31 protein-coding genes are annotated in these 25,090 nt (G+C 63.6%); 16 read left to right on the top strand and 15 right to left on the bottom strand.

The features are described 5' to 3' along the window. Positions 1-11 precede the first annotated feature (11 nt). Entirely contained in the window at positions 12-1,787 is a 1,776-nt protein-coding gene (locus tag J4F42_10320) for a VWA domain-containing protein (GenBank protein MCE2485894.1), read from the top strand. 7 nt (positions 1,788-1,794) lie between these two features. Then, positions 1,795-4,422: a VWA domain-containing protein gene (locus tag J4F42_10315; protein MCE2485893.1), complete on the top strand. Its 2,628-nt coding sequence runs from the start codon at positions 1,795-1,797 to the stop codon at positions 4,420-4,422. Here the strand turns inward: J4F42_10315 and gpmI are convergent. The 10 genes from gpmI to J4F42_10265 all read right to left on the bottom strand — a co-directional run bounded on the left by gpmI (position 4,419) and on the right by J4F42_10265 (position 11,518). Further along, the gene (gpmI, locus tag J4F42_10310) at positions 4,419-6,065 is read right to left on the bottom strand and encodes a 2,3-bisphosphoglycerate-independent phosphoglycerate mutase (GenBank protein ID MCE2485892.1); all 1,647 of its coding nucleotides are present in this window, start codon (positions 6,063-6,065) and stop codon (positions 4,419-4,421) included. The two genes, J4F42_10315 and gpmI, sit on opposite strands and share 4 nt — an antisense overlap. Next, positions 6,062-6,367, bottom strand: a complete 306-nt coding sequence (locus J4F42_10305; GenBank protein ID MCE2485891.1) for a hypothetical protein — start codon at positions 6,365-6,367, stop codon at positions 6,062-6,064. Before J4F42_10305 ends, gpmI begins: the two co-directional genes overlap by 4 nt. Positions 6,368-6,404: 37 nt before the next feature. Next, positions 6,405-6,716: a hypothetical protein gene (locus tag J4F42_10300; GenBank protein MCE2485890.1), complete on the bottom strand. Its 312-nt coding sequence runs from the start codon at positions 6,714-6,716 to the stop codon at positions 6,405-6,407. Between the two features lie 46 nt (positions 6,717-6,762). Beyond that, a complete protein-coding gene (locus J4F42_10295) occupies positions 6,763-6,981 on the bottom strand; it encodes a hypothetical protein (GenBank protein ID MCE2485889.1) in 219 nt (72 codons plus the stop codon). A 36-nt stretch (positions 6,982-7,017) separates the two neighbouring features. Further along, on the bottom strand, positions 7,018-7,674 hold the full coding sequence (locus J4F42_10290; protein MCE2485888.1) for a 2,3-diphosphoglycerate-dependent phosphoglycerate mutase: 657 nt from the start codon (positions 7,672-7,674) through the stop codon (positions 7,018-7,020). Between the two features lie 116 nt (positions 7,675-7,790). Continuing rightward, complete coding sequence (locus J4F42_10285; protein MCE2485887.1) at positions 7,791-8,267, bottom strand: flavin reductase family protein; 477 nt, start codon at positions 8,265-8,267, stop codon at positions 7,791-7,793. 49 nt (positions 8,268-8,316) lie between these two features. Beyond that, complete coding sequence (locus J4F42_10280) at positions 8,317-9,438, bottom strand: hypothetical protein (GenBank protein MCE2485886.1); 1,122 nt, start codon at positions 9,436-9,438, stop codon at positions 8,317-8,319. A gap of 45 nt (positions 9,439-9,483) precedes the next feature. Then, entirely contained in the window at positions 9,484-10,017 is a 534-nt protein-coding gene (locus tag J4F42_10275; GenBank protein ID MCE2485885.1) for a hypothetical protein, read from the bottom strand. Between the two features lie 2 nt (positions 10,018-10,019). Continuing rightward, positions 10,020-10,880: a glycosyltransferase family 2 protein gene (locus tag J4F42_10270; protein MCE2485884.1), complete on the bottom strand. Its 861-nt coding sequence runs from the start codon at positions 10,878-10,880 to the stop codon at positions 10,020-10,022. A gap of 11 nt (positions 10,881-10,891) precedes the next feature. After that, entirely contained in the window at positions 10,892-11,518 is a 627-nt protein-coding gene (locus J4F42_10265) for a YihA family ribosome biogenesis GTP-binding protein (GenBank protein ID MCE2485883.1), read from the bottom strand. Between the two features lie 136 nt (positions 11,519-11,654). On the opposite strand from J4F42_10265, the gene J4F42_10260 reads away from it, so the two are divergent. From J4F42_10260 to J4F42_10245, 4 genes are read left to right on the top strand one after another with little or no spacing between them, the layout of a single operon-like run. Further along, positions 11,655-12,068 (top strand): hypothetical protein, encoded by a 414-nt coding sequence (locus J4F42_10260; protein MCE2485882.1) that lies wholly within the window; start codon positions 11,655-11,657, stop codon positions 12,066-12,068. A gap of 12 nt (positions 12,069-12,080) precedes the next feature. Next, complete coding sequence (locus J4F42_10255) at positions 12,081-12,470, top strand: PaaI family thioesterase (GenBank protein ID MCE2485881.1); 390 nt, start codon at positions 12,081-12,083, stop codon at positions 12,468-12,470. Between the two features lie 52 nt (positions 12,471-12,522). Further along, positions 12,523-13,608 (top strand): site-2 protease family protein, encoded by a 1,086-nt coding sequence (locus J4F42_10250; GenBank protein MCE2485880.1) that lies wholly within the window; start codon positions 12,523-12,525, stop codon positions 13,606-13,608. Continuing rightward, positions 13,605-14,075, top strand: coding sequence for a dCMP deaminase family protein (locus tag J4F42_10245; protein MCE2485879.1), 471 nt, complete (start codon positions 13,605-13,607; stop codon positions 14,073-14,075). Before J4F42_10250 ends, J4F42_10245 begins: the two co-directional genes overlap by 4 nt. A 233-nt stretch (positions 14,076-14,308) precedes the next feature. On the opposite strand, the gene J4F42_10240 is transcribed toward J4F42_10245, so the two are convergent. The 3 genes from J4F42_10240 to J4F42_10230 are packed head-to-tail and all read right to left on the bottom strand — an operon-like array spanning position 14,309 to position 16,137. Beyond that, positions 14,309-14,515: a hypothetical protein gene (locus J4F42_10240; protein MCE2485878.1), complete on the bottom strand. Its 207-nt coding sequence runs from the start codon at positions 14,513-14,515 to the stop codon at positions 14,309-14,311. A 35-nt stretch (positions 14,516-14,550) separates the two neighbouring features. Continuing rightward, positions 14,551-15,537: a lysophospholipid acyltransferase family protein gene (locus tag J4F42_10235; GenBank protein ID MCE2485877.1), complete on the bottom strand. Its 987-nt coding sequence runs from the start codon at positions 15,535-15,537 to the stop codon at positions 14,551-14,553. Between the two features lie 27 nt (positions 15,538-15,564). Beyond that, positions 15,565-16,137 carry a ferritin-like domain-containing protein gene (locus J4F42_10230; GenBank protein ID MCE2485876.1) on the bottom strand — a complete coding sequence of 191 codons (573 nt, stop codon included), beginning with the start codon at positions 16,135-16,137 and terminating at the stop codon, positions 15,565-15,567. 235 nt (positions 16,138-16,372) lie between these two features. Here J4F42_10230 and J4F42_10225 point away from each other — a divergent pair, with 235 nt between their 5' ends. The 10 genes from J4F42_10225 (at position 16,373) to J4F42_10180 (ending at position 23,199) form a co-directional block, all read left to right on the top strand. After that, positions 16,373-17,392: a hypothetical protein gene (locus J4F42_10225; protein MCE2485875.1), complete on the top strand. Its 1,020-nt coding sequence runs from the start codon at positions 16,373-16,375 to the stop codon at positions 17,390-17,392. Further along, positions 17,389-18,051: a hypothetical protein gene (locus J4F42_10220; protein ID MCE2485874.1), complete on the top strand. Its 663-nt coding sequence runs from the start codon at positions 17,389-17,391 to the stop codon at positions 18,049-18,051. Before J4F42_10225 ends, J4F42_10220 begins: the two co-directional genes overlap by 4 nt. Continuing rightward, positions 18,048-18,443, top strand: coding sequence for a Smr/MutS family protein (locus tag J4F42_10215; GenBank protein ID MCE2485873.1), 396 nt, complete (start codon positions 18,048-18,050; stop codon positions 18,441-18,443). The genes J4F42_10220 and J4F42_10215 overlap by 4 nt, the downstream gene beginning before the upstream one ends. A gap of 68 nt (positions 18,444-18,511) precedes the next feature. Further along, positions 18,512-19,255 carry an iron-containing redox enzyme family protein gene (locus J4F42_10210; protein MCE2485872.1) on the top strand — a complete coding sequence of 248 codons (744 nt, stop codon included), beginning with the start codon at positions 18,512-18,514 and terminating at the stop codon, positions 19,253-19,255. Between the two features lie 59 nt (positions 19,256-19,314). Continuing rightward, a complete protein-coding gene (locus J4F42_10205; GenBank protein MCE2485871.1) occupies positions 19,315-21,006 on the top strand; it encodes an amidohydrolase family protein in 1,692 nt (563 codons plus the stop codon). 136 nt (positions 21,007-21,142) lie between these two features. Further along, a complete protein-coding gene (locus J4F42_10200; GenBank protein ID MCE2485870.1) occupies positions 21,143-21,913 on the top strand; it encodes a VOC family protein in 771 nt (256 codons plus the stop codon). Between the two features lie 82 nt (positions 21,914-21,995). Further along, entirely contained in the window at positions 21,996-22,334 is a 339-nt protein-coding gene (locus J4F42_10195; protein MCE2485869.1) for a hypothetical protein, read from the top strand. 46 nt (positions 22,335-22,380) lie between these two features. Further along, positions 22,381-22,698 (top strand): hypothetical protein, encoded by a 318-nt coding sequence (locus tag J4F42_10190; protein ID MCE2485868.1) that lies wholly within the window; start codon positions 22,381-22,383, stop codon positions 22,696-22,698. Positions 22,699-22,793: 95 nt separating this feature from the next. Next, entirely contained in the window at positions 22,794-23,045 is a 252-nt protein-coding gene (locus J4F42_10185; GenBank protein ID MCE2485867.1) for a type II toxin-antitoxin system prevent-host-death family antitoxin, read from the top strand. A 22-nt stretch (positions 23,046-23,067) separates the two neighbouring features. Further along, positions 23,068-23,199 (top strand): Txe/YoeB family addiction module toxin, encoded by a 132-nt coding sequence (locus J4F42_10180; GenBank protein MCE2485866.1) that lies wholly within the window; start codon positions 23,068-23,070, stop codon positions 23,197-23,199. Positions 23,200-23,422: 223 nt separating this feature from the next. Here the strand turns inward: J4F42_10180 and J4F42_10175 are convergent, their stop codons facing one another. Continuing rightward, positions 23,423-24,247 carry an ABC transporter permease gene (locus J4F42_10175; GenBank protein ID MCE2485865.1) on the bottom strand — a complete coding sequence of 275 codons (825 nt, stop codon included), beginning with the start codon at positions 24,245-24,247 and terminating at the stop codon, positions 23,423-23,425. Between the two features lies 1 nt (position 24,248). Further along, a partial coding sequence (locus J4F42_10170; GenBank protein MCE2485864.1) for an ABC transporter permease occupies positions 24,249-25,090 on the bottom strand: 842 nt, incomplete at its 5' end.

Below are 25,090 nucleotides of genomic sequence, written 5' to 3'. Positions count from 1 at the left end.
GCCTTCGTCACATGGACTTTGCCCTGCTGTCCGCATCGTCCGCAGCCCCCCTGTTGCTGGCCCTGCCCGCGTTGTTGGTGCCCTACCTCTTTCGTCGGCGGGCCAGACGGGTCGTTGTTCCCAGCCTGTTTCTGTACGAGGGGTTGGCCTCCTCGGCCAGGCAGGGCATGTGGGGCCGGCTCCGGCTCTCGCCCCTGTTTTTCCTCCACCTGCTGATCCTCCTGCTCTTGATTCTGATCGCGGCACGGCCGGTCGTGCGTAGCCCTGGCGGCTCGGTCGCCTTCGTGCTCGACACCTCTGCCAGCATGCAGGCGCGTAGCCCGGACGCCGCACGCGTGTTCGATCTGGCCAAACACGCGCTGGAGTCCAGCCTGGCAACGATCCCTGAGGGAGAACGCATCGGGCTGTTCACCTCGGCTCCCTCTCCCAAAAAGATTGCGGATAGCAGCCTAGCTGGAGATTGGTCGGACCCGTCCCTAGGCCGACTGCTGGCGGGAGTCGAGGTCACCGATACGCCTGCCCCGAGTGACGCGGTCTTGTCTGTTTTTTTCGCCCAACTGCTGGCCGAGGACGGCTTTCAGCGCCTGGTCTTCTTCACCGACAGACCCCTGGCCTCGTCCGTCCCGCCGCAGGTCTCGGTGGTCCGGCTGGGTGAGGCCGGTCCGAACCTTGGGATCAGCGGCTTTCGCCTGCACCGCAGCCCCTTTTTCCCCGGTGCGGTCGAAGCCACGCTGCGGGTCGTGGGCGGCTGGCGGGTCAGCCTTGAAGATGCCGAGACCGGCCAGGAACTCCAATCGCTCCTCCCGGCTGCCGGTCGGGACCAGACCTTTTCTTTGTCTGACCTGCCGGTGGCCCGCACCTACCGGGCTCGGCTGCTGATCGAAGACGGGCTTGAGCTGGATAATGAGGCCTACGCCGTCCTGCCCGGGCGGGGGTCGGTCTCGGGCCTGCTGGTCAGCCCGCTGCCCGAAGGTGCTGCCGGCCTGTCCCGGATTCCGGCTCTCAGGCTTGAGCAGGTCAGTCCCCAGGACTACCGCCCGGACATGGCCGCCCGTTTTCCGTTCGTCATCTTTCACCTGACCGCGCCCGACAGCTTGCCGCCGAGCAATGCCGCCTTCGTGCTGCCGCCCGAGGGCAACGCGGTCTTTCCCCTGGATCGGGCGGCCACTGGACCTGACATCACCCGCTGGACGGTCGGCCACCCGCTGGTGCGGTATGTGCATTTCCCGCTTCTGAAGCCGGCCTTCGGTCAAGCCTTCTCGCCGCCGGCCTGGAGCACGACGGTCGTACACGCCACGCCCGGACCGCTGATATTGGCCGGTGAGCGCCGCGGCTATCGCTACGCCGCTGTCGGCTTTGACCTGTTGCCGTATCTGGGCCGGCGGAATCTGCCGGCTTCGATCCTGACCCTGAACCTGCTGGACTGGCTGGCCGGTCGGGTCGGCCAGGCGTCAAGTCTGAAAACCGGGGTGAGCCTCAGCCTGACTGGCCAGGCACCCCAGGTCTCCGGTCCGGACGGCCAGCCCATTCCCGTCGCCGGCCGGAGTCTGAGCCTGCTCCAGCAGGGGGTTTATCGGGTCACCGAGCACGGACACCAGCGCCGCCTGGCCGTCAATATCAGCAGTGCCGAGGAGTCCCGTCTGGGGCGACCCCTGCGGCTGGACGTTCCCACCCCCACGCAGTCGGAGCACACGGCTCAGCGTCCGATCTGGCCGTGGCTCGTTGTCGGCGTGTTGCTGCTGCTGGGCCTGGAACGCTGGCTTGTCAGCAGGAAGGAAGAAGCATGAAGGGGGCGTGACCGACAGCCGTCGCTCCCTGTTCCTGGGCTTTCTGATGGACACCGTTTTTTCCCTCGCGGCCTGGCTGCCGCCCCTGGCCTTTGAGCGGCCCGTATTCTTGTGGCTGTTTGCCGGCCTGCCCCTGCTGTGGCTGGTGCAGTGGCGTTCGCTGCGGTCCGGGCTGGGGCGCCTCAGCCTGGGCCTGCACTCCCTGCTGGTCGGGGTGTTGATCCTGATTGCCGCCGGCTGTCACAGCCTCCAGCCGGGAACGGTTCGCGGCCCGCTGCTGGCCTTTGACGTGTCGCACAGCCTGACGCCCGACCAGCGCCGCTGGATGCGGGACACCACTGTCCGACGCCTGGCGCCAGGGCCCGACACGCCGAGCCTGCTGTTTGCCGGCACCCGCCAGTGGCTGCCGTGGAGCGAGGCTGAGCCGCTGCTGCTTGACCCGCCTCTGCGCTTGCAGCTTGAGCACAGCAACCTGGCCGGCGCCCTGACCGACATTCTGGCCGCGCAACCGGGTCGGACGACCTATGTGCTGAGCGACGGCTGGGAGACGGTCGGCTCGGCCGCCCCGCTCCTGCCCCTGCTGGCCGAACGCCGCCAGCGCCTGTATCCCTTGGCGCCACCGGGTGCCGAGCGATTGCCGAACCTCGCCGTCCAGCGCATTGGTGCCCCGCAGGTGGTGCAAAAAGGCGACGACCTGACCCTGCGTCTGGTCCTCGACAATACCCACCCCGGTCCTGTTGCGGCCGAGCTGGTGCTCCACCAGCGCAATGAGCCGGTGTGGCAGGGCGTCGTCAGCCTGTCGCCGGGTGTTTCCGTGTTGACCCGTTCGGTCAGCCTGTCCGGCGACGGTCTGATTCCGCTCCGGGCCACGCTGACCCCGGCCTCGGACGTGCAGGACGCTCGCCCGGACGATAACCAGGCGGTGGCCTGGGTCCGGGTCAGCCGGCCCGACACGGTCTTATTGCTCAGCGGCCGGGACCGCGACAGCCGCTATTTGCGCCAGGCGCTTAGCAGCCGCGGATTTGAGGTCCGGGCTCCACGTGTCTCTTCCTCCTCGACGATACCGGCCCCGGAGTCGTTTGGCACGGTCATCCTGAACAACGTGGATAAGCACAGTCTGCCGTCGGCCCTGCCGAGCCGTCTGCGGACCTATGTGCGCGACGGGGGAGGCTTGATTATGGTCGGTGGCGAATCGAGCCTGGGGCTGGGCGGCTACGTTGGCACACCGGTCGAACAAGCCCTGCCGGTGGTGCTGACGCCACCCCAGAAAGAGGAAAAGCGTACGGCCGTGATGCTGGTGATCGACAAATCGGGCAGCATGCGCCGCGAACAGCGGCTGTTGTTCGCCCTGGCCGGCGTGCGTGGCGTGGCCCGCAACCTGAAGGACAGCGACCTGTTTGGCGTTATCGGCTTTGATAGGGAACCCTTTCCCGTCATTCCGCTGAGCTATATGGGCAAGATCCGCCATGAGGTGGAGGCGCGGATCGACAGACTCAGGGCGGCCGGCGGGACGTATCTGTTGCCCGCCCTGGAAGAGGCCAAACGCCAGCTGGAGCGTCAACACGCCACCCGCAAGCATGTGGTGATCCTGACCGATGGCGAGACCGGCGGCAGCGGCAGCGCGTATCTGGATCTGGTATCGGTCATGCGCCAGGAACTTGGCATGACCATCTCGACGATTGCGGTCGGACGCCGGCCCAACCTGCGCCTGCTGTCGCGTCTGGCCGACTATGGCGGCGGGGCGTTCCACCATACCACCGACCCCTCTACCCTGCCCGAGCTGTTCATCGGTGAGCTTGAGGACAACGCCGAAGAAAAGACCATGGTGGAGCAGGAGTTCACCCCCATCCCCAACCCGCGCTCGCCCCTGCTCACGGGGCTGGCCGCGCGTCGGCTGCCGCAGGTCACGGGCTATGTGGAGGCACGCCTCAAGCCCGGCGCCCGTAGCGATGCATCACTCCAAGTGAATGACACAGCGCCGCCGCTGCTCGCCTCGTGGGCCTACGGACAGGGCCGGGCCGTGGCCTTTACCTCGGACGCCAACGGCCGTTGGTCGGCGGCGTGGATCGGCTGGGACGGGTTCAGCAGCTTTTGGGAACAGGTCGTCCGCTGGAGCGGGCACACCAGACGGGAGAAGCAGACCGACTTTGCGGTCGAGTTGGGTCACACCAAGCAGGGGCTGGTCATCGATCTCTTCTCACACGCCAGCCAGGAACACGGTCGGTCGGCCTCTGCCGATCTCCACCTGCCGGGCGGTACGAGCCACTCTCTGTCCTTGGACCGTCTGGCGCCGGGTCACTACCAGGCGGTGTATGCCAACCCCCAGCCGGGCGACTATCGGGTCGAACTGGACCTGCCGTCCGGCGACACGCTGGGTCCGCTGGGCTATACCCTGCCGGCTCCGAACCCGGCGGGAGAAGCGCCACAGCCCGAGCCGAATCTGGCCCTGCTGGAAAGCCTGGCTCACACCACCGGCGGGAGTCTGAACCCCGACCCCGACAGCGTTGTCCACGCCCCCGGTCCGCCGCAGGCTCGGCCGCTTTTGCCGTATCTGCTTCCGCTGGCCGTGGGGCTGTATCTACTGGAACTGGTCATCAGACGGCTGGCCGAGGAGCCGTCCGAGCAAGAGGCTTAGGGCTTGAGCAGACTCGGCTCGTACTCCTCGGGTGGCTGATAGCCGAGCAGCTCCAGCAGGGTCGCGGCGACATTGGCTAGGCCGGCTCCGGGCAGGTCGTCCCGCAGCGAAAAGACCCGCCCGTCGCCCTCGACCACGAAAAAGGGAACCGGGTTCAGCGAGTGCGAGGTCCGGGGCTGCGGCTTGCCGTCCACGCCCAGCAGGGGGTGCTGGGACGGGTCGCGCTGGACCATGTCTTCGGCGTTGCCGTGGTCGGCGGTGACGACCAGACAGCCCTTGCTGGCCAACACCTCGGGCAGGATGCGGCCCAGCGCCCGGTCAACCTCTTCAACCGCAGTAATCGAAGCGTCAATCTTGCCGGTATGGCCGACCATGTCCCCGGCGGCAAAATTGACCCGGATGAAGGGAAAGTCGCCGGTGTGGATGGCCTGAATGACCGTCTGCGCGGTCTCGGCCGACTTCATCCACGGGGCTTCATCAAACGGCACCTGATCGGACGGAATCTCGATATACTCCTCGCTGTCCGCATCGAATTTGCCCGAGCGATTGCCGTTCCAGAAATAGGTCACATGGCCGAATTTCTGGGTTTCCGAGCAGGCCAGCTGCCGCACCCCGGTGTGGGCCAGGTACTCGCTGACCGGCCGCTCGACCTCGGGCGAGGAGACGAGATAGCGCCGGGGGATGTGGAGATCTCCATCGTATAACATCATGCCCGCGTACATGACCTGGGGCACACGGCCGCGGTCGAATTTGTCAAACTCCGGGCCAGCCTCAAACGCCTGGGAGATTTCCAGCCCGCGGTCGCCCCGAAAGTTGAAGAAGATCACCGCGTCCCCGTCCTGAACCGGACCGCGCGGCCTGCCGTCGGAACCGCTCACCACGAACTCGGGCAGAAACTGGTCGGCAATGCCGGGGGTTTCCTGGCGGTAGGTCTCAATCGCGCTGCGGGCGCTGGGAAAGGCCCGGCCGATGCCGTGTACCTGAGCCTTCCAGCCGCGCTCGACCATGGCCCAGTCGGCCTCGTAGCGGTCCATCGTCGTCGTCATCCGCCCGCCGCCGGACGCAATCCAGTAGTCTTTCCCTGTCTCTCTCGCGCCGGCCAGCACGTCTTCCAGCCGGTCGATATACACCAGCGCCGAGGTCTCGGGCACGTCGCGGCCGTCCTGCAGGGCGTGGACATACAGCTGCGGCAGAGCCTCGTCGGCGGCCCGCCGGATCAGGGCGAACAGCTGCTTTTCGTGGGAGTGGACATTGCCGTCCGACACCAGACCGATCAGGTGCAGGGCGCCGCCCGTTTCCCGGAGGTGGCGCACGATGGTCTGCCAGGTGCCGGTCCAGATCGTGCCGTGTTCGATCGCCGCGTCAACCAGCTTGGCGCCCTGATCGAAAATGCGGCCCGCGCCCAGGATATTGTGGCCGACCTCGGAATTGCCCATGTCGGCGTCCGAGGGCAGGCCGACCGCAGTGCCGTGGGCGCGCAGCTGGCGTGCCAGGCCGCCCTCGCCCAGCGCGTCCAGGGTCGGGGTTGCGGCGCAGGCCACGGCGTCGAACTCGTCGGCCTGGCCGATGCCGACGCCGTCGAGGATGAGCAGAACAAGCGGGCCGTGGGGAGCGGGCAGGTTGGGGTGCGGGGTGAGTTTCATCGGCTGCCTTTCGTCGCGGGTTTGGTCTCCTTGAGCTGTCCGGTCACAAACTTGTGCAAGGTACTGGCAATGAGGGTCTGATAGGGCATCCCTTCTGCCACTGCCCGTTTTTGGAGCTGTTCCAGGTCTCGGGCTGAGATGCGGATATTGATGCGCTTTCTCTTCTGGAGAGTCTCTTTTGCCGCAGCCTCCAGCTGTCGCTTCTCGTGTCTGAAGTTTTTGAGGCTTTCAAACTCTCCGCGCTCGAAGTCTTGCAGGAGTTGTCGCTCCTCCTCGTCCAGTTGAAGTCGCTTCTGCTTCATCTTTTATCGTCCTGTCACCCGCGATTCTGCGTTTTTCTCATTGGCTTTTTCCGGATAATTCGCCGTATAAACGATGTATATCGTGCGTATGTTCGCATTCCTTCGCATTCTCCAGTTCCCATACTAATTTTATTCCAATCTCGAACACCAAAGCTCTGTGGAACCGACTTGCGACAATGAATGCCCCGTAATATTCGTTTTCTGCTGCTTCTTCTAGCGTTGCGAGCGGCACGTTATTTCTCGGCTTCATTGGAAGCGGTGGCCGAGAATCCAGATAATCGGCAGTTTTCAAGAAAGATTTTGCCGTACGGGTTCTTTCTCGTACCCGCTTCTTCTCATCACCGTTCATGATCCCTCTTCGTCTTTCTTTGTCTCTCTGTTCTGCCGCAGGTGGCTCAGACAACATTCAACATCTTATTGGCGTAGTCTTTCCCACAAGTCGGAGGGGGAAGCGGCTTGCCATCCTGCCGATAGAGGGCAATCGTTTCTTCAACAATCTCACATAATTCGGCAAAGACGGCCTTTTCATCTTCTCCGTGGCACCCGCCGTAGAACAAGCCCGGGCAGCTTCCGACAAAACACTGGTCTTCGTCTGACCATTCGACAATCTTCACGTATCGGTCGCTCATTCTCATCGTTCAGGTCTCTGATCAATGCTCTGATTTTTCGCGGCATTCGGATTGTAACGATTCATTAGCAAGAATCCGCTTGTCGGCAATAGCCCCGCCAGGACCGAATTCGTACACCACCGGAACTGCGGTGGCCAGTTCAAGCTCCAGCAGTTGGGCTGGCGCCAATTTCTCCAGCTGCATGATGATCGCCCGCAGCGGATGCTCGTGGGCCACGATCAGGACATTCTTGCCCGCGCCGAGCTGAGGCGCAATCTCGGCCTCGAAGTAGGGCAGCAGCCGGGCGGCCACATCCTTGAGACTCTCGCCGCCGGGCGGGCCGTCGGCATAACTCCGCCGCCAGCTATGGACCTGGCTGGCACCGTAGAGGCGGGCTGCCTCGGCCTTGTCCATGCCTTGCAGCCGGCCGTAGTCGCGCTCGTTGAGCAGCGGTGTGCGGTGTGGCTGAAGGTGCTCTTGTCCAAGGACAGACAGGACAATGTCGAGGCTGTCGGCGGCGCGCTGGAGTACGGATGAGAACGCGTGGTCGATACTGAGCCGATGGCGTCGGAGCAGACGGCCGGCGCGTTGCGCCTCGGCCCGCCCGGTGTCGGTCAGGGGAACATCGACGCTCCCGGTGAAGCGATTGTCAAAATTCCACACCGACTCCCCGTGTCGCATCAAGACCAGGAATGACATGGGCGGTCTCCCGCGCTTCCCCCTGCATCAGGGATTGAGGGGGCGGGAGGCTTGCTCCCGCTCGGCGAGCGCTCCAGGCGTGTTTTCAGCCCGGCCAGGAACGACGGGCACGGCGCTTATTCGGCCAGCTGACGATATTTGCCCTTGTAGAACAGCAGGGGTTCGGCATCGGCGGTGGCGATAGTCTGGACCTCGCCGGTGTAAATCGTGTGGTCGCCGCCCTCGTAGCCGGCGGCCACCCTGCATTCGAGGTGGGCCAGGGCGCCGTCAAGCAGCGGTACGCCGAGCCCGCCCAGGGTGTAGGACACCCCTTCAAACTTCTCAATGCCTTTGGTGGCAAAGCGGGTCGAGAGTTCTTCCTGGGCAAGCGACAGGAAGTTGACCGCAAAGACTTTGGAGTCCTCAAAACAGTCGTAGCAGTCGACGGTTTTATCAATGCAGACCAGCAGCAGCGGGGGGTCGAGCGACAGCGAGCTAAACGCGTTAGCGGTCAGGCCGAAGGGTTTGTCGGTTTTATCCTTGGTGGTAATGACGGTGACGCCGGTGGCAAAGTGCCCCATGACGTTGCGCAGCTCGCGTGGATCAATAGCCATGCCGCCCTCCTGGGTGTGTGGTCTTGTCCCCTGACTGCTACCAGAGGCGCTAGGGTGCGTCAATTGTGGCCGGATCGGTCAGAGACGGGCTGAGGATCGTATGAGCGAGGTCTTTATCGCAGCCCGGCGCCTGACCGAAAACCTTCTCCCAGACCGGCGCGGTTTCCATGCACATATACACGGGTACGCTGGGGGCGGCGCGTCTGAGCCAGCGGCTGAGGGTCCGGTACATCTTGACCCGCCGGGGCTGGAAGGTCCGCCATTTGCCGTCGGCGCAGCGCACCTGCTCGCCGGACAGCAGACGGGTGTGTGGGAAGCGGCGGCGCATGGTCGCGCGCAGGGCGGGGGTGAGACGTAGGCTGCCCAGGCTGAGCCAGGCGACGTGGCGCGGATCGATAGCGGAGAAGAGACGCTCGATGGTCCGGCCATAGCCGGCCTGCCAGTCGGGATACTCGATCAGCGGATCGAAATGAAAACCGAGCCGATAGCCGGCCCGCTCGACTTGGCGGGCTGCGTCGAGGCGTTCGGCAAACGAGGCGGTGCCGTGTTCTTCGGCCTCCGTAATCTCGGCCGGCGTGATCGTCCACGACACCACGGTGCGTCCCTGGGGGTCGAGTTCGAGCAGACCCTCGACGCAGTCGGTCTTGGTTTTGAGTTCGAGCAGGACATTGTCGCGCTGAGCAAAAAACGGCACCAGCTCGGCCGAAAAACCGAGGAGCGGGTCGAGGGCCAGGCTGTCGGACAGTTCTCCGGTCCCGATGCGGAACTGCTTCCAGGGCTGACGGTCAACCACAGCCGCCAGCTCGCCCAGCAAGTCGTCCACATTGGTATAGACGGTCAGCAGCGGGTTGTTGGCCAGATAGTCCTGGAGAAAGCAGTAGCTACAGTCCATCGGGCAGTTCGAGATCAGGCTGACGACCAGATAGTTGCAGCACACCAGACCGGGTGTGCCGGCCGGACAGTGTTCGAGGAAGCGGGAGCGGTTGCGGGTGAACAGGAGCGTTTTTTTGCCGGCGCCGAAGGGGTCCACCAGACTTTCCGTAGAAGGCCGGGAGCCCCGGTCTACGAGTCGGACCGGCAGCTGGGGCAGGCGTTGCAGGACGCGTCGGACAACCGGCGCGTTTTCTTCTCCCCGTTCGATCAGAATGTCCTGCGGCTGATAGTGGTGCATGGCGGAGGCGCAGCATAAAACGTCGGACCGGAAACGTCAAACGCCTCAGGCTTCGTCGAGCAGCTCGAACAGACGCTGAAATGTCCCGTCGGTGAGGCGCTGCCGGATGCGAGACACGACGGCGTCGAGGTCTTTCGCGCTCTTGACCCGGACTTCGAGCGTTACCTCGTCACCCTCAAAGGCGGGCGGAAAGGCGACCCGGACCTGAGGGCCGAGGGCGAGCGCTTTGACGCAGGTCTGCAACTCGTGTTCCAGGCGGGCGATCTCCGGGTAGCGCAGCCTGCGCAGCGCGTCCTTGACCGCCTTCAGCTTATCGTTTCGGGAGCGCCCGAGCTTGAGGGCGCGTCGGACGGCCGGCTGCTGCAAGACTGCGGCAATACTCCCCCCGTCACGCAGCACGATCTCTTCCAGCCAGTCCAGAAAGTCTCGCAGATGATTCTCGCCCAGCCGGAGTTCCTGCGCCACCGTCAGCAGGGCCTGTTGATCGGTCGTCGGCCAGGATCGCCAGCGGGCCAGCGTGGCCTGGCTCAGGCGTTTTTGCTCGGCGTAGAGGCCAACAGCGGGAAGCGTGCTTGGCATGCCTAGCGGGACTCCTGTTCGGCGTCTGCTGACGCGCCGTCCGCATAATGTGCGGCCAGCCGCAGGTACGCGGCTCCGGTCCGGCCGCGTTTTCTGGCGCCACGGGCCAGGACCGTACACTTTTTGTGTAACACCGCGACCGTCAGCCGCCGCTGTTCCGGTGACAGGACGCCGGAGTCGAGCAGTTTTTGCAAGGACCGCACCCGGAACCGGTCCATGCCCCAGAAACGTCGGGAGAGCTGGTCCGGGTGCCCGCCGCGCTTGATGACCAGGGCCGTGTCGAGCAGATGGATGGGCTCGGTCGCTCCAATCCGCAGCCACAGGTCGTAGTCCTCACACGCCGGCAGCTGCGGATCGAAGCCGCCGACCCGGTCAAACAGCGCGCGGCGCAGCATCACGGCCGAGGGGCTGACCAGACACCGCTCCAGGCTGCGGGCGAAAATATCGCCGCCCGTCTTGCGGTGCTTGGCGTGTGGATTGACCCGGACGCTGCGGCGCAGCCAGATTTCCTCGGTCTGGCAGATGGACGCCTGGGGATGGGCCTCAAAGAAGGCCAGCTGGCGCGCCAGCTTGGACGGTTGCCACACGTCGTCCGAATCCAGGAAGGCCAGGTAGGGGCCGCTGCTGAGGGTGACGCCGGCGTTGCGCGCGACCGACACGCCCCGGTTGGCCTGATAGACGTAGCGCAGACGCGGACACACCGGCGAGAATTCGTCTACCAGCACCCCGGTCCCGTCATCCGAGCCGTCATCGACCACGATCAACTCAAAGTCCCGGCAGGTTTGGGCCGCGACCGAGGCGATGGCCTCCCGCACCCAGTCCCGCCGGTTATGGGTGGGAATGATGACCGACACGCTGGGCATGGCGATACTTCTCAGCGGCCCGTGGACGCTGGTCTCTTCTTGATGAGGCGGTCATCAGCATCCCCAGTGTCGGCAAACGCCTCCAGGGCGGCCCACAGCTCGTCTTTGCCGGTGCCGTCCTGGGCCGAAAACAGGAGCGGCGGATAGCCCTTGAGCCGTTTGCCCAGGGCCTGACGCTGGCGCTCACGCTGGGAGCGTTTGAGTTTGTCACACTTGGTCGCCACGACTACAAAGGGCCGACCGTGATGGGCCAGGAACTCACACAGGGCGTACTCTTCGTCCTCCGGGCCGCGCCGCACGTCGACGATGATGACCACCCCGCACAGATTGGCGGCATGGGCCAGATAGTCCTCAATCAGCAGCTGCCATGCGCGGCGGTCTTTCTTGGATACCCTGGCATAGCCATAGCCGGGCAGATCGACAAAGGTCAGGGCGCGGTTGACGACAAAGAAGTTCAGCTGCTGGGTCCGGCCCGGGGTACTGCTGGTGCGGGCAATCTTGTGGTTGAGCAGGCGGTTGATCAGCGAGGATTTACCGACGTTGGAGCGACCGGCAAACGCAATCTCGGGGTAGGGCAGCACCGGACTCTGGCCCGGTCTGGCCGCCGCCCCGGCGAATTCAACGCCTGAGACTTTCATGTGGTGTTGGGCTTAGCCGGCTTGACCGGCCCGTGCAAGTCCGGCCGGGTTTCACCAGCGGCGCTGCGCTTCCCCCTTCCTTCCCCTCCGCTTTTGCGCTACTGAGGAGCACAATGCCACAGGATGAGTGTCTGCCATGAATCAATTCTCCGGACTGTTGGTCACCGCCGTGTCCGTTCTCGCCGCCGCGGTTGTTTCGGGGCTGCGCCTCAAACCGTATATCGACGCCGGGGCGGCACGCACGCCGGCCTCGTTCATGCTGTATCCGGTCCTTGTTACGCTGGCCATCACCATACCGGTCGTCTTCCTGCTGCGCAAAGTCCAGGGCAAGAAAGATATCGACATCGGTCCGATCCAGTTTAACGACCGGATGCCGTTTATTGCTCTCGGGTGTCTCGTCTACGCGGTGATTTCGCTGGCTTTTTTCCACGACCCGGCCCCGGTTCCGAGCGGTGTTCCGTCCCCCCAGCAGCAGCGGCAGCTTGAACCGCAGCCCGAGCCGGCGGAGCAGCCGTTCAAGATCACATTTCCGGCGTCCCGTTCACGGTGAGGGGGCCCGGGAATGGAGGCCCCGCAGCTGACCGATCCTTTTGCCATCCTGCTTGGATTGCGGATAGACGAGGTCCGCCCCGACTTTTGTCGCATGTGTCTGCCGTTCCGGCCCGCCGTGCGGACGGCGGGAGAGACGGTCCACGGCGGCGCCCTTGCGACCCTGATCGACAGCGCCGGGGTGGTCGCCGCCTGGTCAAACGTCACCGACGCGCCGAGCCGGGGGGCAACGGCCAATCTGAGCGTCAGCTTCATGGCTGCGGCCCAGGCCGTTGACGTGTTTGCCGAGGCGCGGGTCATCCGTCGAGGCCGCAGCCTGGTGTTTGTCGATATTGATGTCACCGACGCGCGCGGCCAGCCGGTCGCCAAGGGCCTGCTGACGTATAAGCTGGGCTATGGCTAAGCCCCTGAGTCCCGCTCTTTCCAAGCTGCGGGCTTTGGGTTAGATATACGCGATGGCACTACCGCTTCCGGGCAACTGGCGCCCTCAGCCTCCGCTCGCGGAACCGCTGCCGCTTCCAGCCCAGCCCATTCCCCAGCAACGGCTGCCGCTCCTGCCCCTCCTGCTGTTTGTCACAACCCTGGCCACCACGACCTTTGCCGGCGCCTTTCAGCGCGGCATGGACCCGCTTGTTGACCCCTGGGCCATTGTGCTGGGCCTGCCCTTTGCCCTGACCCTGATGTCCATTCTGCTGTGTCACGAGATGGGTCATTACTGCTTTGCCCGTTTCCACGGCGTGTGGGCGAGCCTGCCGTATTTTTTGCCGGCGCCGCCGTATCTGTTTCCAATCGGCACCTTTGGCGCCTTTATTCGCATGAAATCCCCCCCACTTGATCGACGGGCGCTGTTCGATGTGGGGGCGGCCGGTCCGTGGGCCGGGGTGTGTGTGGCGATTCCGGCGGTCGTGATCGGCCTGTCGTTGTCCGAGGTGCGTCCCCTGTCTCCCTTTGAGGGTGGGGTGATTCTGGGCGATTCGCTGCTGTTCTCGGCCCTGACCCACCTCGTCCTCGGCGGCGAGGCCGAGCGGATGAGCGTGATTCTGCATCCGGTGGCCTTGGCCGGCTGGTTTGGTCTGTTCGTCACCTGTCTCAATCTGCTACCGGTTGGTCAGCTGGACGGCGGCCATGTCATGTACTCGCTGTTCGGTCACGGCCATCGCTGGATTGCGCGGGCCTTCCTGGTCGTCATTTTTGTGCTGGGCTACCAGTACTGGTTTGGCTGGTTTGTGTGGCTGGTGTTGCTTTTTTTCCTGGGCATCAACCATCCTCCGACCCGCGATGTGTTGTCGTCACTCGATGTACGCCGCAAAATCTATGCCTGGTGTACGGTCGGTCTGTTCGGGCTGACCTTCATGCCGGTGCCGCTGCGTATTGTCGAACCGGAGCCGCTTCCCAGCGGAGAGGTGACGCCGATTGCCTACCAGGTGGCGCAGCCCGGCACGCTGACCAATCACGACTCCTCCATCACGGCCGCTGTGGCTGAGCCGGACGGTGCCGTCCGGCCCCGACCCGCCGGGCTACGGTTCGTGTACCGACCATGAGCGAACGGCTGTCGTGGGATCATTATTTTCTCAATATCACCCGCCAGGTTGCGGAACGCTCGACGTGTAGCCGGGCCAAGGTCGGGGCGGTGATCGTCCGCGAACGCAGCATTCTGGCCTCCGGCTATAACGGCGCACCGTCGGGTTTGCCCCACTGCACAGAGGTCGGCTGTCTGATCTATGAGTCGCGCACTCCGGACGGACGGGTCGAAGAGAACTGCTACCGGACGATTCATGCCGAGATCAACGCCATCGCCCAGGCGGCCAAGAACGGGGTCAGCATTCGGGACGCGGATATGTATGTCACCCATACCCCGTGCATCCACTGTCTCAAGGTCTTGATCAACACCGGCATCAGGCGGGTGTTCTACGACCGGGCCTACAAATTGGAGACGGTCCGCCAGCTGCTCGCAGGCTCGGACATTCAGCTTCTCCAGATCGGGTCCGTGCCCGCCGAGAAACACTAGCGCGTTTTACGTTAGGCTGTAGCCGGGCCGTTCCGCTCTCGTCATGCCGGATGTAATCCGGCCTCCCTGCTTCGACTCCGCCCTGCCGGGCGACGCTCAGCATGAACGGCCTCCCGTTCGCCCTGAGCGTAGTGAAGCGAAGTCGAAGGGCTTGTCCGGGGCTGCGGGCCTAGCTTCCTGCTTGCGCAGGAATGACAGGCGGCGACACAGGATCGTAATTTGCTCTAAGCCGGTTACTGCTCGGCCGCAGTCGGGTCGGCGGATTGCTCGGAGGCGGCTGGGGCGGCCGCCTGTTCGTAGCGGCCGAACTGGTTGGCGGCGGCTAACAGCACGACGGTCAGGACCAGTACGGCGAGGAGGACGTCCAGGACGCTGATTCCCCGGGCACATGCGCCGAGCGGCGCCAGAGAACGACGGAACACGCGACGGAGTATTGACATGGTGACAATCCTTATCATCAGCCCAGCCCGCCTGGTCAAGAGTAGAGCGACGCTTCGCCCGGCGGTCGGCGTTTCCAGCGCTTATGGATCCACAGCCAGTGGTCGGGGTGCTGTTCGACGATACGTTGAAACACGGCGGTAAATTTTGCCGTGGTGGCCTCCAGGTCGGCCGCCTGGTCGCCGGTACGGATGGGCTCGACCGGCGGCAGGATGACGACCCGATGTCGCCAGGAGCCCTGCTCGCGGATCAGAAAGGCCGGGATGACCGGCACGTTGGTGGCCAGGGCCAGACCGGCCAGGCCGGTCGAGGTCGAAGCCTGATGGCCGAAAAAGGGCACGAAGACGCCCATCCGTCCGGAGGCGTTCTGATCGACGGCCGCCACCACGACCCCTTTGTTACGAATGGCGCGAAAGACTTCCATCCCGGCGGTTGTTTTCCGAATGACGGCATTGCCGCTGAGGCGACGCTGGGCCACGATCAGATCATCCACCAACGGGTTGCGCAGCCGCCGATGGATAATGTGCACCGGGAAGCCGTAACAGGCGTGGGCATGGGCCAGGAGTTCCCAGTTGCCGAAATGCCCGGTCAGGATGAGTGCGCCGGTGTGGCGGTATTTTTCGACCAGACCGTGCCACTGGTCGCGGTCGGCAAAGCGAACGCGCTCGGCGATATTATCCGGGGTGAGGGTGTGGAGGTGGCAGAATTCCGCGATCAAGCGCCCGAGGTTGAGCCAGCTGTCGCGCAGAATCCGGGTCCGCTCAGCCGTCTTCTTGTCGGGGAAGGCCAGGGCCAGGTTGGTCAGCCCGATCCGTCGGTGGGGCTGGTCCAGCCAGTACAGCAGCCGCCCGATGTTCTCGCCTAGGCGGAAGGCGAGGGGGAACGGCAGCTTTTGAAAAAAGAAGAAGACGGCCCGGAACAGGCCGTGCTCGCAGCGCGCCAGCAGCCGGTTCTTTTGACGGGCGGGGCGGATGATCTTTTTCTTGCGTTCAGGGGCGTGGGCGTGGGGCATCGGAGGGGGCATCAATGGGGTTCATCCTACCCGTTTGGATCAGGGGAGAGGATGAGCCACATTGTCGGAGAAAGAAAAGCCGAAGGCTTCGCGCTCTTTGGCCTCGAGGTCGGCAAACACCTCACGGTCGATGGCCCGGTAGCGCTCGAGGGTGGCCAGCGCCTTTTCCGGTCCGCCGTTGGCCGCCGCCAGTTCGTTGAGCTTGCCCTTGATCCAGCCGATATGCCACTTCTCGTCCTTGGTCACTTCGTGGAGGATGTGCAGGGTTTGCGGATCGACATCCGGCCGCTGGGCATGTTTGATATAGCGCTGTTGCGCCCGCTCTTCCACGACAACCGTGAGGGCAAACAGGTCAACCAGGCTCTTGGGAATACCGACCGACCGGCCGATCCGTGTCTGATAGCCGTCGTCAATCGGCACCGGGGTACACCCCAGGTCGGCAATATGCTTGGTCCACAGCCACACGTGGCGCGTTTCGTCGGCCAGGTGCAGGGACAGCTTGGTCTGGGTCTCGGGATCGTCAACGCGCATGATTAGCTTGAGCAGCAGGCTCGCACCGCGCAGCTCGGCGTCACGGTAATAGCTGAACAGATGAATCATTCGCGGATCCACTGGCGTCACTCTTGTATCCTCCGCTACGTGCAGCCTGGCATCTAGAGTCTATGCTCCAGCCAGGGGTGTTCTTCGGTATAGAGCAAGCGTCAGACAAAAGCAATGACCTCGGCTCTTGACTCATGCGTCTAAACATTGGCAAATACTGCTGTTTTTTCTTTGCCATGCAGACACCGCACGATATCAGGCTGTGGTCGGGGGCTGCAAGCTCGGCCGACACCTGGAAAATGGGGCCGTGGACGACGTGAGGCCGAGACGCACGGGCAAGAGTTGGTGGCTGGTGGTCGGGCTGATGGTCGGGCTGCTCGGCTGCGAGCGGCAGGACGCCCGGGTGCTGGTCGGCCAACCCGCCCGCCCCTACCATCTGGAGCTGACGCTTGAGCCGGCTGCGCCGCGCGCCGGTCAGGAGACGCAGCTGCGTTTTCGCCTGTTGGACGCGGCCGGAGGGCAGGCGCTCAGCCCGCTGCAAATCCTGCATGAGCGAGCCCTGCATACGTTTATCGTCAGCCACGATCTGCGCGTGTTCGCCCACACCCACCACGAAGATTTTTTTCCCCTGACCGACCAGGACCTGCGCGCGGCCAGCTTCCACTTCCCGCACGTATTTCCCACAGCCGGGGAGTACATGATCGTGAGCGAATTCACCCATAAGGACAGGAGTTGGCTGAAGCAGTTTCGTGTTCCGGTGAGCGGCGCCGGCGCCCCTGAAGACGCAGCGGGCGACGAGCCGGACCTGAGCCGGGACAAAGCCTTTGGCCCGTATCGGGTCAGCCTGCGCAGCTCGCCCGATCCACCGGTTGCCGGCCACGAGGTGGAGTTGGTGTGTGTCTTCAGCCGCGACGGGACACCGGTGACCGACCTGGGGCTGTATCTGGGAACCGAGGTGCATATGGCCAGCTGGCGGCAGGACGGGGAGCACTTCGGCCATCAACATACCTATACGCCCCGGATGGCAGCCCTGATGAACAGCATGAGAACGATGGCAGACGACCCCGGCCACACCGCCGAGATGGCCGCCCGCATGAATCGGATGATGGTCGAGCTGATGAGCGGACCGGCCAGCCAAGTGTACACCGGGCCCGAACTTCCGGTCCACCACGTCTTTCCGACTGCGGGCTTGTACAAGCTCTTTTTTGAGACCGCGCCCGGCGGAGAACGTCTGGTGGCGGATTTCATCGTCCGGGTGGTGGACTACGCCGAGGGCCGAGATACCCGCATCGAGTCCATTGTTGCGCTGGACGGAGCCGATTCGTGAAGCATAGGGGGGGCGTCAAACGGCGGCCAACCCGCCTGTGGCTGACAGGTGGGCTGTGGCTGATGGCGGCCGCAGCCTGGGCCGGCCACGGCTTCATGAGCAGCTTTGGCAATATCGAATGGCTGCCTGAGCCCGGTGAGACACCCGACAGCGCGTGGTACACGTTTGACAGCTGGGAAGAGGAGAGCCAGCTGTGGCGGGCCGGGGACGCCGCCGGCCAGACCCCGCTGTACCTGAGCTTTGCCCGGGAAAAGCTGGCCGAGGTCGAGGCGATGGTCGAGGCCGAAAATGCGGCTGCAGCAAAAGTCGCGGCCGACCGCTACCAGGACTATATGGACCGCGCCGGCAGGCTGATTGCCGGTCTCGATCCCCAAGCCCCAGACACGCAGGAACTGGCCGCAACAGCGGCGACCGCGCTGCTGGAGCACCAGTATATCCTGGCCATCATCTATGAGGAGTTGCCCGCTGGCTCACGCGGTGTGGTGCCGTTCCTGCTTAAGACGGCGCAAACCCAGTATACAGACCTCAGCCGCGTGTTGTCGCGTAAGACCAAAGGCTCGCTGTTCTTCAAGGAAGAAGAGGTCCGCTGGAATGTCCAAATGGTGCTCCGGGCCGAGGAAGAGGGGCGACAGGACGCGCCGAGCGAGGCCGAACGGTGATCAAAACCCTCCGCCGGGTCTGGCGGGCGCTGCGTAGTCCCGCGCCACGCGCAGAGCCCGCCGCTGCGTCGGCTGAGGACGAGCAAGAGCCGGCCTGGTCTGAGCCGGACGAGCCGCTCGTCGTGCCGCTCGAAGACGTGATTGATCTGCACCCGTTTGCGCCCCAGGAGATACGCAGCGTTGTCGAGGAATACCTGCTGGCCTGTTGTCAGGCCGGGCTCAGCCCGGTGCGGCTCATTCATGGCAAGGGCAAAGGCGTGCAGCGCAACAGTATTCGGGCGCTGTTGGCGCGCCTGCCGTATGTCGAGGAGTTTCACGACGCCCCGCCCCAGGCCGGGGGCTGGGGCGCGACCGTGGTCCGGCTCAAACCCACAGACCAGCATCGGACCTGACGGGTTTCCCCTTGCCTTTGTGACGCCTGCCAGGCTAGATACGGGGAAAAGCGCAAGGAGGGAGCGCCATGGAAACGACCGAAGTTTTTGTCAGCAATCTCCGTTCGTATATTCAACACGAGGACCAGAAGCCGCTGCTGGGTCCCAGCTTTTATCAGGGGCTGATCGACGGGAAGCTGTCCCGACACCAGCTCAAGAGCTGGGCCCTGAATCTGTTCTACGTCACCGGCCAGCACATCCGGGCTTTTGGCGGGATTTTCATGAATACCGGCCTGGGTCCGATGGACCAGCGCATCCGACGCCATATTGTCGAGAACCTGATCGACGAAGAAACGGTCATGGGCCGGGGGGAGGACGCGCACTGGATGCTGTCCATGCGGCTGGCCAAAGCCCTGGGCGCCAGCGATGAGGAGCTGATGCACCCGACCGTGGCCAAAGAAGCGGTCGAGTATGTGGACTGGGTGATTGAGCTGGGCCGCCAGGAGTACGGTCTGGTCACCCTGGCCGCGATGTCGATCGGCGGTGAGACGCGCAGCGACAGCTCAATGAAGGGGCTGGTCAGAGCCCTGCGCGAAAAGTACGGCCTGACAAAGGACGACCTGGGGTTTTTCTACGCCCATATCGGCGAGGCCGAAGCCCACGGCGAGCCGGTCTTTGAGATGGTCAGCGAGTATGCCGACAGCGAGGACAAACAGCGCAAGATCCGGGACAGCATTCGCACCTGGTGTGAGAAGTTCACCGCCGCCCAGGAGGGCGGCTATCGGGTTGCCATGGGACTCGATGCGGGTGTACAAGTTGACCTCGGCCACTGAGCTAATACGACACATCTTTGGGTGGGCAGGTGAGCGCCCGCCAAGAAACAGGAGGCTTCATGTACGATCTCATTATTGACAACGCCCGGATTGTTGACGGAACGGGCCGGCCGAGTTTTCACGGCAGCGTGGCGGTCAAAGACGGCCTGATCGCTGCGGTGGGCAAGAGCACGGGCGAGGCTGCCCACAAGAAAATCAACGCCGACGGCCTGGTGCTGTCGCCCGGTTTTATCGACCCCCATACCCACTACGACGCCCAGGTCGCCTGGGACCCGCTGCTGACCTGCACGTCCTGGCACGGCATTACCAGCGTGGTGATGGGCAACTGCGGGGTGGGCGTGGCCCCGGTGCGCCCCAAGTCGCGCGATATCGTCATGTGGGACTTGGTCAACGTGGAAGCCATCCCGTATGAAGTCATGGAAAAGGGCATTGACTGGCAGTGGGAATCCCACGCCGAGTACCTGGCCGCACTCCAAAAACGCGGCTTGGGCATCAACGTTGCCTCGCTGGCCGCGCTGACGCCGATCCGGCACTACGCGATCGGCGAAGAGTCGTTTGAGCGGGCGGCCACGGCCGACGAAATCGCCGACATGCAGCGGCTGTTCCGAGACGCTATGCAGGCCGGGGCGTTCGGGCTGACGACCACGATTCTGAACAATCATATCGGTTTTGAGGGCCGACCGCTGGCCTGCCGGAACGCCAGCCGCGACGAACTCAGCGCCCTGTGTCAGGTGATGCAGGAAGAGGGTCGGGGGACGATTGAAATTGCCCTGACCGGGACCAACGTCGGCCAGGTGTCTGACGACGAGTACGACCTGCTGAAGTTCCTGGTCGATGAGAGCCAACGGCCGGTGACCTTCCTGGCCCTGTTCAACAAGCCGGGTAAGCCCGAGTCCTACCTGAACGCGGTCGAAAAGGTCAAACCCATCCTGGCCTGGGACAAAGCCGTGCCCCAGGTGACCTGCCGTCCGCTGCGGGTCCAGTTCAACATGAAGAATCCATTTCTGTTCGCCATCTTCTCGTCCTGGCACCAGGTGTTCAACAAGAGCGTCGAGGAGCAGATGCGGATGTACGCCGACCCCGGCTTCCGCGACGCCTTCCGGGATGAGATGAACCGGCGGCGTATTTTTGCCGGCCAGTGGGGCCGGATGACGATTATCGACGCCAAGAGCGAGGCCGTGCAGGCGCATGTAGCCAGCAAAAAGACGGTGGCCGAGATCGCCCGCGATCAGGGCAAGGACCCGGTCGATGCCTTCCTGGATCTGACGGTCGCCGACGAGCTGGAACTCCTGTTTGACTTGCAGGCGTTCAATTTCGAGCCCGAAGGGGTCAAGAATCTGGTCAGCGATGATCGGTTCATGATCGGTCTGTCCGACGGCGGGGCGCACGTTGATATGTTGTGCGATGCCGGCTATGCGACCTATCTGCTCGGGACCTGGGTGCGCAAGCATCAGGTGCTGAGCCTGGAAGAGGGTGTGCGTAAGCTGACCTCGGTCCCGGCCGACCTGTTCGGGATTCCCAAACGGGGCCGGATTGCTCCGGGTATGGCGGCCGATCTGACCGTTTTTGATCTGGGTACGGTTGATGCGGTCGATCCTGAGTATGTGTGGGATCTGCCGGGCGGCGGCAAACGTTTCATCGCCAAGTCCAGAGGCATTAAGAACACGATCGTGGGCGGCCACATCCTGTACCAGGACAACGAGTATCAGGGTGGCATGCCGGGCCAGGTGCTGCGGAGCTACGATCGCTGATCGCCCACCAACCCGGGGGTCCTGCAAGGTGGACGATGATCTCTTCTCGTCGATTGGTCATCTACCTTGTTTAGCTCGGGCCCCCATACCCCCCCCTCTTTTCTGCCCGCCCACTCACCCCTGAAGGAGAAAAACGATGGCGATACGTCTACGTCAAATCTGTTTGGTGGCGGAGAAGCTGGCTCCGGTTGTCGATGACCTGAAGGCTATCTTTGGTCTTGAGGTGTGTTTTGTTGATCCGGCCGTAAAGGTCTTTGGGCTGGAGAACTCGCTGTTTCCGGTTGGCAACAACTTTTTGGAGGTGGTCGCCCCGACTCAGGACAATACCGCCGCCGGCCGCTATCTCAAGCGCCGCAACGGCGATGGGGGCTATATGGTCATTTGTCAGTGCGACAGCCATGAGACGCAGCTGGCCCGCAAGGCCCGAGCGGCTGAGCTGGGGGTACGCATCGCGCTCGAAGAAGAAGAGCCGGGCTTCCATATCATGCAACTCCACCCGGCCGACACGGGCGGGGCGTTTTTTGAAATCGACTGGGACGCCAAGATGGAGCCCGAGGGCCACTGGGCACCGGCCGGCGGCGACTGGCCGGCCCACAGGCGGACCGAGATCATCAGCGGCTATGCTGCGGTTGAACTCCAATCGCCCGACCCGCAGTCTTTGGCCGAACGCTGGAGCAGTATCGCCGAACTCCCCCTGCGCCAGGACGCCCAGGGACGAACCGAGATGTCGCTCGACAATGTCGGTGTCCGCTTTGTTGAGATGGGCGACGACCGTGGCGAGGGCTTGGCCGGACTCGACCTCCGGGTTGCCGACCGTGCCCGGCTGTTGCGGCTTGCCCGAGAGCGCGGCTGCCGCGTGTCCGATGAGCAGGTCGTGGTGTGTGGGGTGCGATTCAATCTGGTCTAGCAGTGAACGATGATGACCACCTGACCAGGAAGAGAGCATCGTTCGCTGTGCCGGCGTATCGGCTCGCAGCTGGGAGGGGGTTATGGGGATCGGCGCTTGGCTGACGGCCGCCGTGCTTGGCGTGTCGTGTACATTCGGGAGCCTGCAGCCCGAAGACGCCCGCTATCGGGTGGCCTTGATTGACGAGTTTTATCCAGGCGATCAGGTCTTTGCCAGCGCCGAGGAGAGAAAGACCGCACGCTGGCTACACGGCCAGATCGATCTGGACCGTGATTGGGTCCGAGAGCCCTACTATCACGGTGATATCGTGGGTATGATCCTGGCCCACCCCCAGGTCGCAATTGTTCCCTACACCATCCGGGATTACGCAAAGCCCAAGCAGGAAATTCTGACCAATCTGGGGCACCTATTCGTTCGCTGACGGGGTGGTTACGGTTGGGGCGGTTAAGGCGGACTTGGAGAGACTGGTGGCAAACAATGTGTTTGTTGACCGACACGACCGGGCCGCCTATCTCATTCGGCTGGTGTCTGACACGAGCGGCCGCCCGATTGGCTATGATGTGAACAACGACCAATGTGCGGATATCCCGATTGCCTGTCTGTCGGCCTATTCGCCGTCGCGCAGCGAGTATCCGGCTACCTCTTTCTGGGCCATTCGGGGCTATTCTTTTGCGGCTCCCACAGCCCTGCGCCGTCAGCTGACCGCTCAGTATCCGGTTGCCGCCTGTTCTGTTGGAGAAAATGGGCTGCCGCCGGCCGGGCTGGCACAGCAGCCCCAGGAATAGTGACGAACAGCCTGTAGGTCGGCTTAGCGGAGCGTAAGCCGACGAACGGGGGGAGGGACCTCTATCTGTACAGGTGGAATGGAGGAGATACTGCCATGGACGCTCTCACGTATACCCACGCTCGAAGTCATCTGGCTCAAACAATGGAGCAAGTTTGTGACGATCATGCCCCGATTATCATCACGCGGAAAAATAAGCGCTCAGTCGTGATGATCTCTCTCGAAGACTACCAGGCTCTTGAAGAAACGGCCTACCTGTTACGCAGCTCGAAGAATGCCCGCCGCCTCCTGGAAGCTGTCGCAGAACTTGAATCCGGCGGAGGCATGGAGCGAGAGCTGAGCGAGTGAAACTCATTTTCCCCTTGCCGGTATTGGCAAACCCGAGCCCTTCAAGCACGGCCTGTCTGGGTACTGGTCACGACGTATCACTGACGAGCATCGGATGGTCTATAAGCTTGAAGAAGACGCCCTGTTCCTTGCCCAACTCCGCTATCGCTATTGACTTTCTTACCCTGAGAAAAACTGCGATCCGCTCCCCTACAGAGTAAACCGAAATCCCTCGACCAAGGCGCCCGGTCCTCGAAAGCTGGCGACTGGTAGCGCCCAGCTGCCCGCCCCCTGGCGGATGGGCTGCCATCGCCCAGGCTCTCGCCTTGTTCACCCCGGCCGCGCGCCATAATGGCTGCGTGGCAGCAGACTCTGACCGTCAATGATCGGACGATGCTCTAAGGCCCCTCTGCGCGCCGGCGCAGCCATTCGACGGTGAGCATGAACAGCAGGGAGAACACGATGAGCAAGCTGGCCACGGCGAGAATCGCCGGGCTGATCTGCTCGCGGATGCCGGTCCACATCTGACGCGGAATCGTGCGCTGGTCCAGGCCGCCCATGAACAGCACCGTCACCACTTCGTCGAACGAGGTAGCGAACGCGAAAACGGCGCCGGAAATCACGCCCGGAGCGATCAGCGGAAGCACGACGCGTCGGAAAGTCCGCAGCGGCCCCGCACCCAGACTGGCCGCCGCGCGATACAGGATGGTGTCGAAACCGGACAGCGTGGCGGTTACCGTGATGACGACAAACGGCGTGCCCAGCGTGGCGTGGGCCAGGATGAGGCCCAGGTAGGTATAGCTGAGACCCAGGTTCGAGTAGAAGAAAAACATGCCCGCCGCCGAGATGATCACCGGGGTGACCATCGGGGAGATCAACACACCGGTGATCACGGCGCGACCCGGCAGGGCGGGACTCGTCAGTCCCAGTGCCGCAAGCGTGCCGAGGACAGTTGCCAGCGCTGTGGCGGACAGGCCGATGAACAAGCTGTTGAGCAGAGCTTGGAGCCACTCATGGTCGCCCACGACGGTCTGGTACCAGCGCAGCGAATAGGCGCCGGCGTCCAGGCGCAGCATCCCCTCGGTAAAGGTGAAATAGGGTTCTGCGTTGAAGCTGAGCGGCACAATCACCACAATCGGTGCGATCAGGAACACGAACACCCCGGTACACAATGTCAGGTAGGCGATCCGGCCGGCGCGCCCCCACGCTCCTCTCGGTGTCATCTCAGCCCAACCTCATTCGATCCAGACCGACGAGACGGTTGTAGAACAGATACAGGACGAACACGAAGGCCAGGAGGAGGCCGCCGATCGCTGCGGCCAGCCCCCAGTTCAGCGAACTCTGCATGTGATAGGCGATCATATTGGCGATGAGCTGGCCGCTGCGGCCGCCGACCAGCGCAGGCGTGATGTAGTAGCCGGTCGCCAGGATGAAGACGAGCAGTGAGCCTGCGCCAACGCCGGGCAGAGTCTGGGGCCAGTAGACACGCCGAAATGCCTGGACCGGGCTTGCGCCCAGCGAGGCGGCGGCGCTCATGTGCAAGCGCGGAATGGTGCGCATGACCGCGTACAGGGGGAGTACCATGAAGGGCAACAGGACGTGGGTCATGGCCACCATCGTGCCGGTCATGTTGTAGACCATGGCGAGGCGGCTGTCGTCAGCGATCAGGCCGAGCGCCACGAGCGTGCTGTTGAGCACCCCCTGGGTCTGGAGTAGCACGATCCAGGCGGTCGTGCGTACCAGCAAGGAGGTCCAGAACGGAACCAGCACCAGCAGCAGCAACAGATTCGCCCGGCGCGGCGGAGCGTGGGCGATCAGATAGGCGACCGGATAGCCGAGGAACAGGCACAGCCCGGTCAGGCTCAGGCTCACGACCAGGGTACGCCACAGGAGGGGCACATAGACGCGATACTCGGCCGGCCGCAGGGCGATGCGGCCGTCGCTTCGGCGTTCCAGGTCGAGAGCGTGCAGATAGTGGCGCGCGGTGAAGCGCTGACCGGCTTGGCGAATCGCGTGCCAGGTTTGCACATCGTCCCACGCGGCGTGGATGCCGATCAGCGTGTCAC

The sequence above is a fragment of the Desulfurellaceae bacterium genome (assembly GCA_021296095.1).
Lineage (GTDB): Bacteria > Desulfobacterota > Binatia > Bin18 > Bin18 > JAAXHF01.
Note: the sequence above shows the minus strand (reverse complement) of the source record. Positions and strands in the feature narration are given on the sequence as shown.

Bases quoted from the DNA above. Each gene is read 5' to 3' on its own strand.
- J4F42_10320 (MCE2485894.1), top strand. From the start codon at position 12: ATGGACTTTGCCCTGCTGTCCGCATCGTCCGCAGCCCCCCTGTTGCTG.
- gpmI (MCE2485892.1), bottom strand. From the start codon at position 6,065: ATGAAACTCACCCCGCACCCCAACCTGCCCGCTCCCCACGGCCCGCTT.
- J4F42_10305 (MCE2485891.1), bottom strand. From the start codon at position 6,367: ATGAAGCAGAAGCGACTTCAACTGGACGAGGAGGAGCGACAACTCCTG.
- J4F42_10300 (MCE2485890.1), bottom strand. From the start codon at position 6,716: ATGAACGGTGATGAGAAGAAGCGGGTACGAGAAAGAACCCGTACGGCA.
- J4F42_10290 (MCE2485888.1), bottom strand. From the start codon at position 7,674: ATGTCATTCCTGGTCTTGATGCGACACGGGGAGTCGGTGTGGAATTTT.
- J4F42_10285 (MCE2485887.1), bottom strand. From the start codon at position 8,267: ATGGCTATTGATCCACGCGAGCTGCGCAACGTCATGGGGCACTTTGCC.
- J4F42_10280 (MCE2485886.1), bottom strand. From the start codon at position 9,438: ATGCACCACTATCAGCCGCAGGACATTCTGATCGAACGGGGAGAAGAA.
- J4F42_10275 (MCE2485885.1), bottom strand. From the start codon at position 10,017: ATGCCAAGCACGCTTCCCGCTGTTGGCCTCTACGCCGAGCAAAAACGC.
- J4F42_10270 (MCE2485884.1), bottom strand. From the start codon at position 10,880: ATGCCCAGCGTGTCGGTCATCATTCCCACCCATAACCGGCGGGACTGG.
- J4F42_10265 (MCE2485883.1), bottom strand. From the start codon at position 11,518: ATGAAAGTCTCAGGCGTTGAATTCGCCGGGGCGGCGGCCAGACCGGGC.
- J4F42_10260 (MCE2485882.1), top strand. From the start codon at position 11,655: ATGAATCAATTCTCCGGACTGTTGGTCACCGCCGTGTCCGTTCTCGCC.
- J4F42_10255 (MCE2485881.1), top strand. From the start codon at position 12,081: ATGGAGGCCCCGCAGCTGACCGATCCTTTTGCCATCCTGCTTGGATTG.
- J4F42_10250 (MCE2485880.1), top strand. From the start codon at position 12,523: ATGGCACTACCGCTTCCGGGCAACTGGCGCCCTCAGCCTCCGCTCGCG.
- J4F42_10245 (MCE2485879.1), top strand. From the start codon at position 13,605: ATGAGCGAACGGCTGTCGTGGGATCATTATTTTCTCAATATCACCCGC.
- J4F42_10240 (MCE2485878.1), bottom strand. From the start codon at position 14,515: ATGTCAATACTCCGTCGCGTGTTCCGTCGTTCTCTGGCGCCGCTCGGC.
- J4F42_10235 (MCE2485877.1), bottom strand. From the start codon at position 15,537: ATGCCCCCTCCGATGCCCCACGCCCACGCCCCTGAACGCAAGAAAAAG.
- J4F42_10210 (MCE2485872.1), top strand. From the start codon at position 18,512: ATGGAAACGACCGAAGTTTTTGTCAGCAATCTCCGTTCGTATATTCAA.
- J4F42_10205 (MCE2485871.1), top strand. From the start codon at position 19,315: ATGTACGATCTCATTATTGACAACGCCCGGATTGTTGACGGAACGGGC.
- J4F42_10200 (MCE2485870.1), top strand. From the start codon at position 21,143: ATGGCGATACGTCTACGTCAAATCTGTTTGGTGGCGGAGAAGCTGGCT.
- J4F42_10195 (MCE2485869.1), top strand. From the start codon at position 21,996: ATGGGGATCGGCGCTTGGCTGACGGCCGCCGTGCTTGGCGTGTCGTGT.
- J4F42_10185 (MCE2485867.1), top strand. From the start codon at position 22,794: ATGGACGCTCTCACGTATACCCACGCTCGAAGTCATCTGGCTCAAACA.
- J4F42_10175 (MCE2485865.1), bottom strand. From the start codon at position 24,247: ATGACACCGAGAGGAGCGTGGGGGCGCGCCGGCCGGATCGCCTACCTG.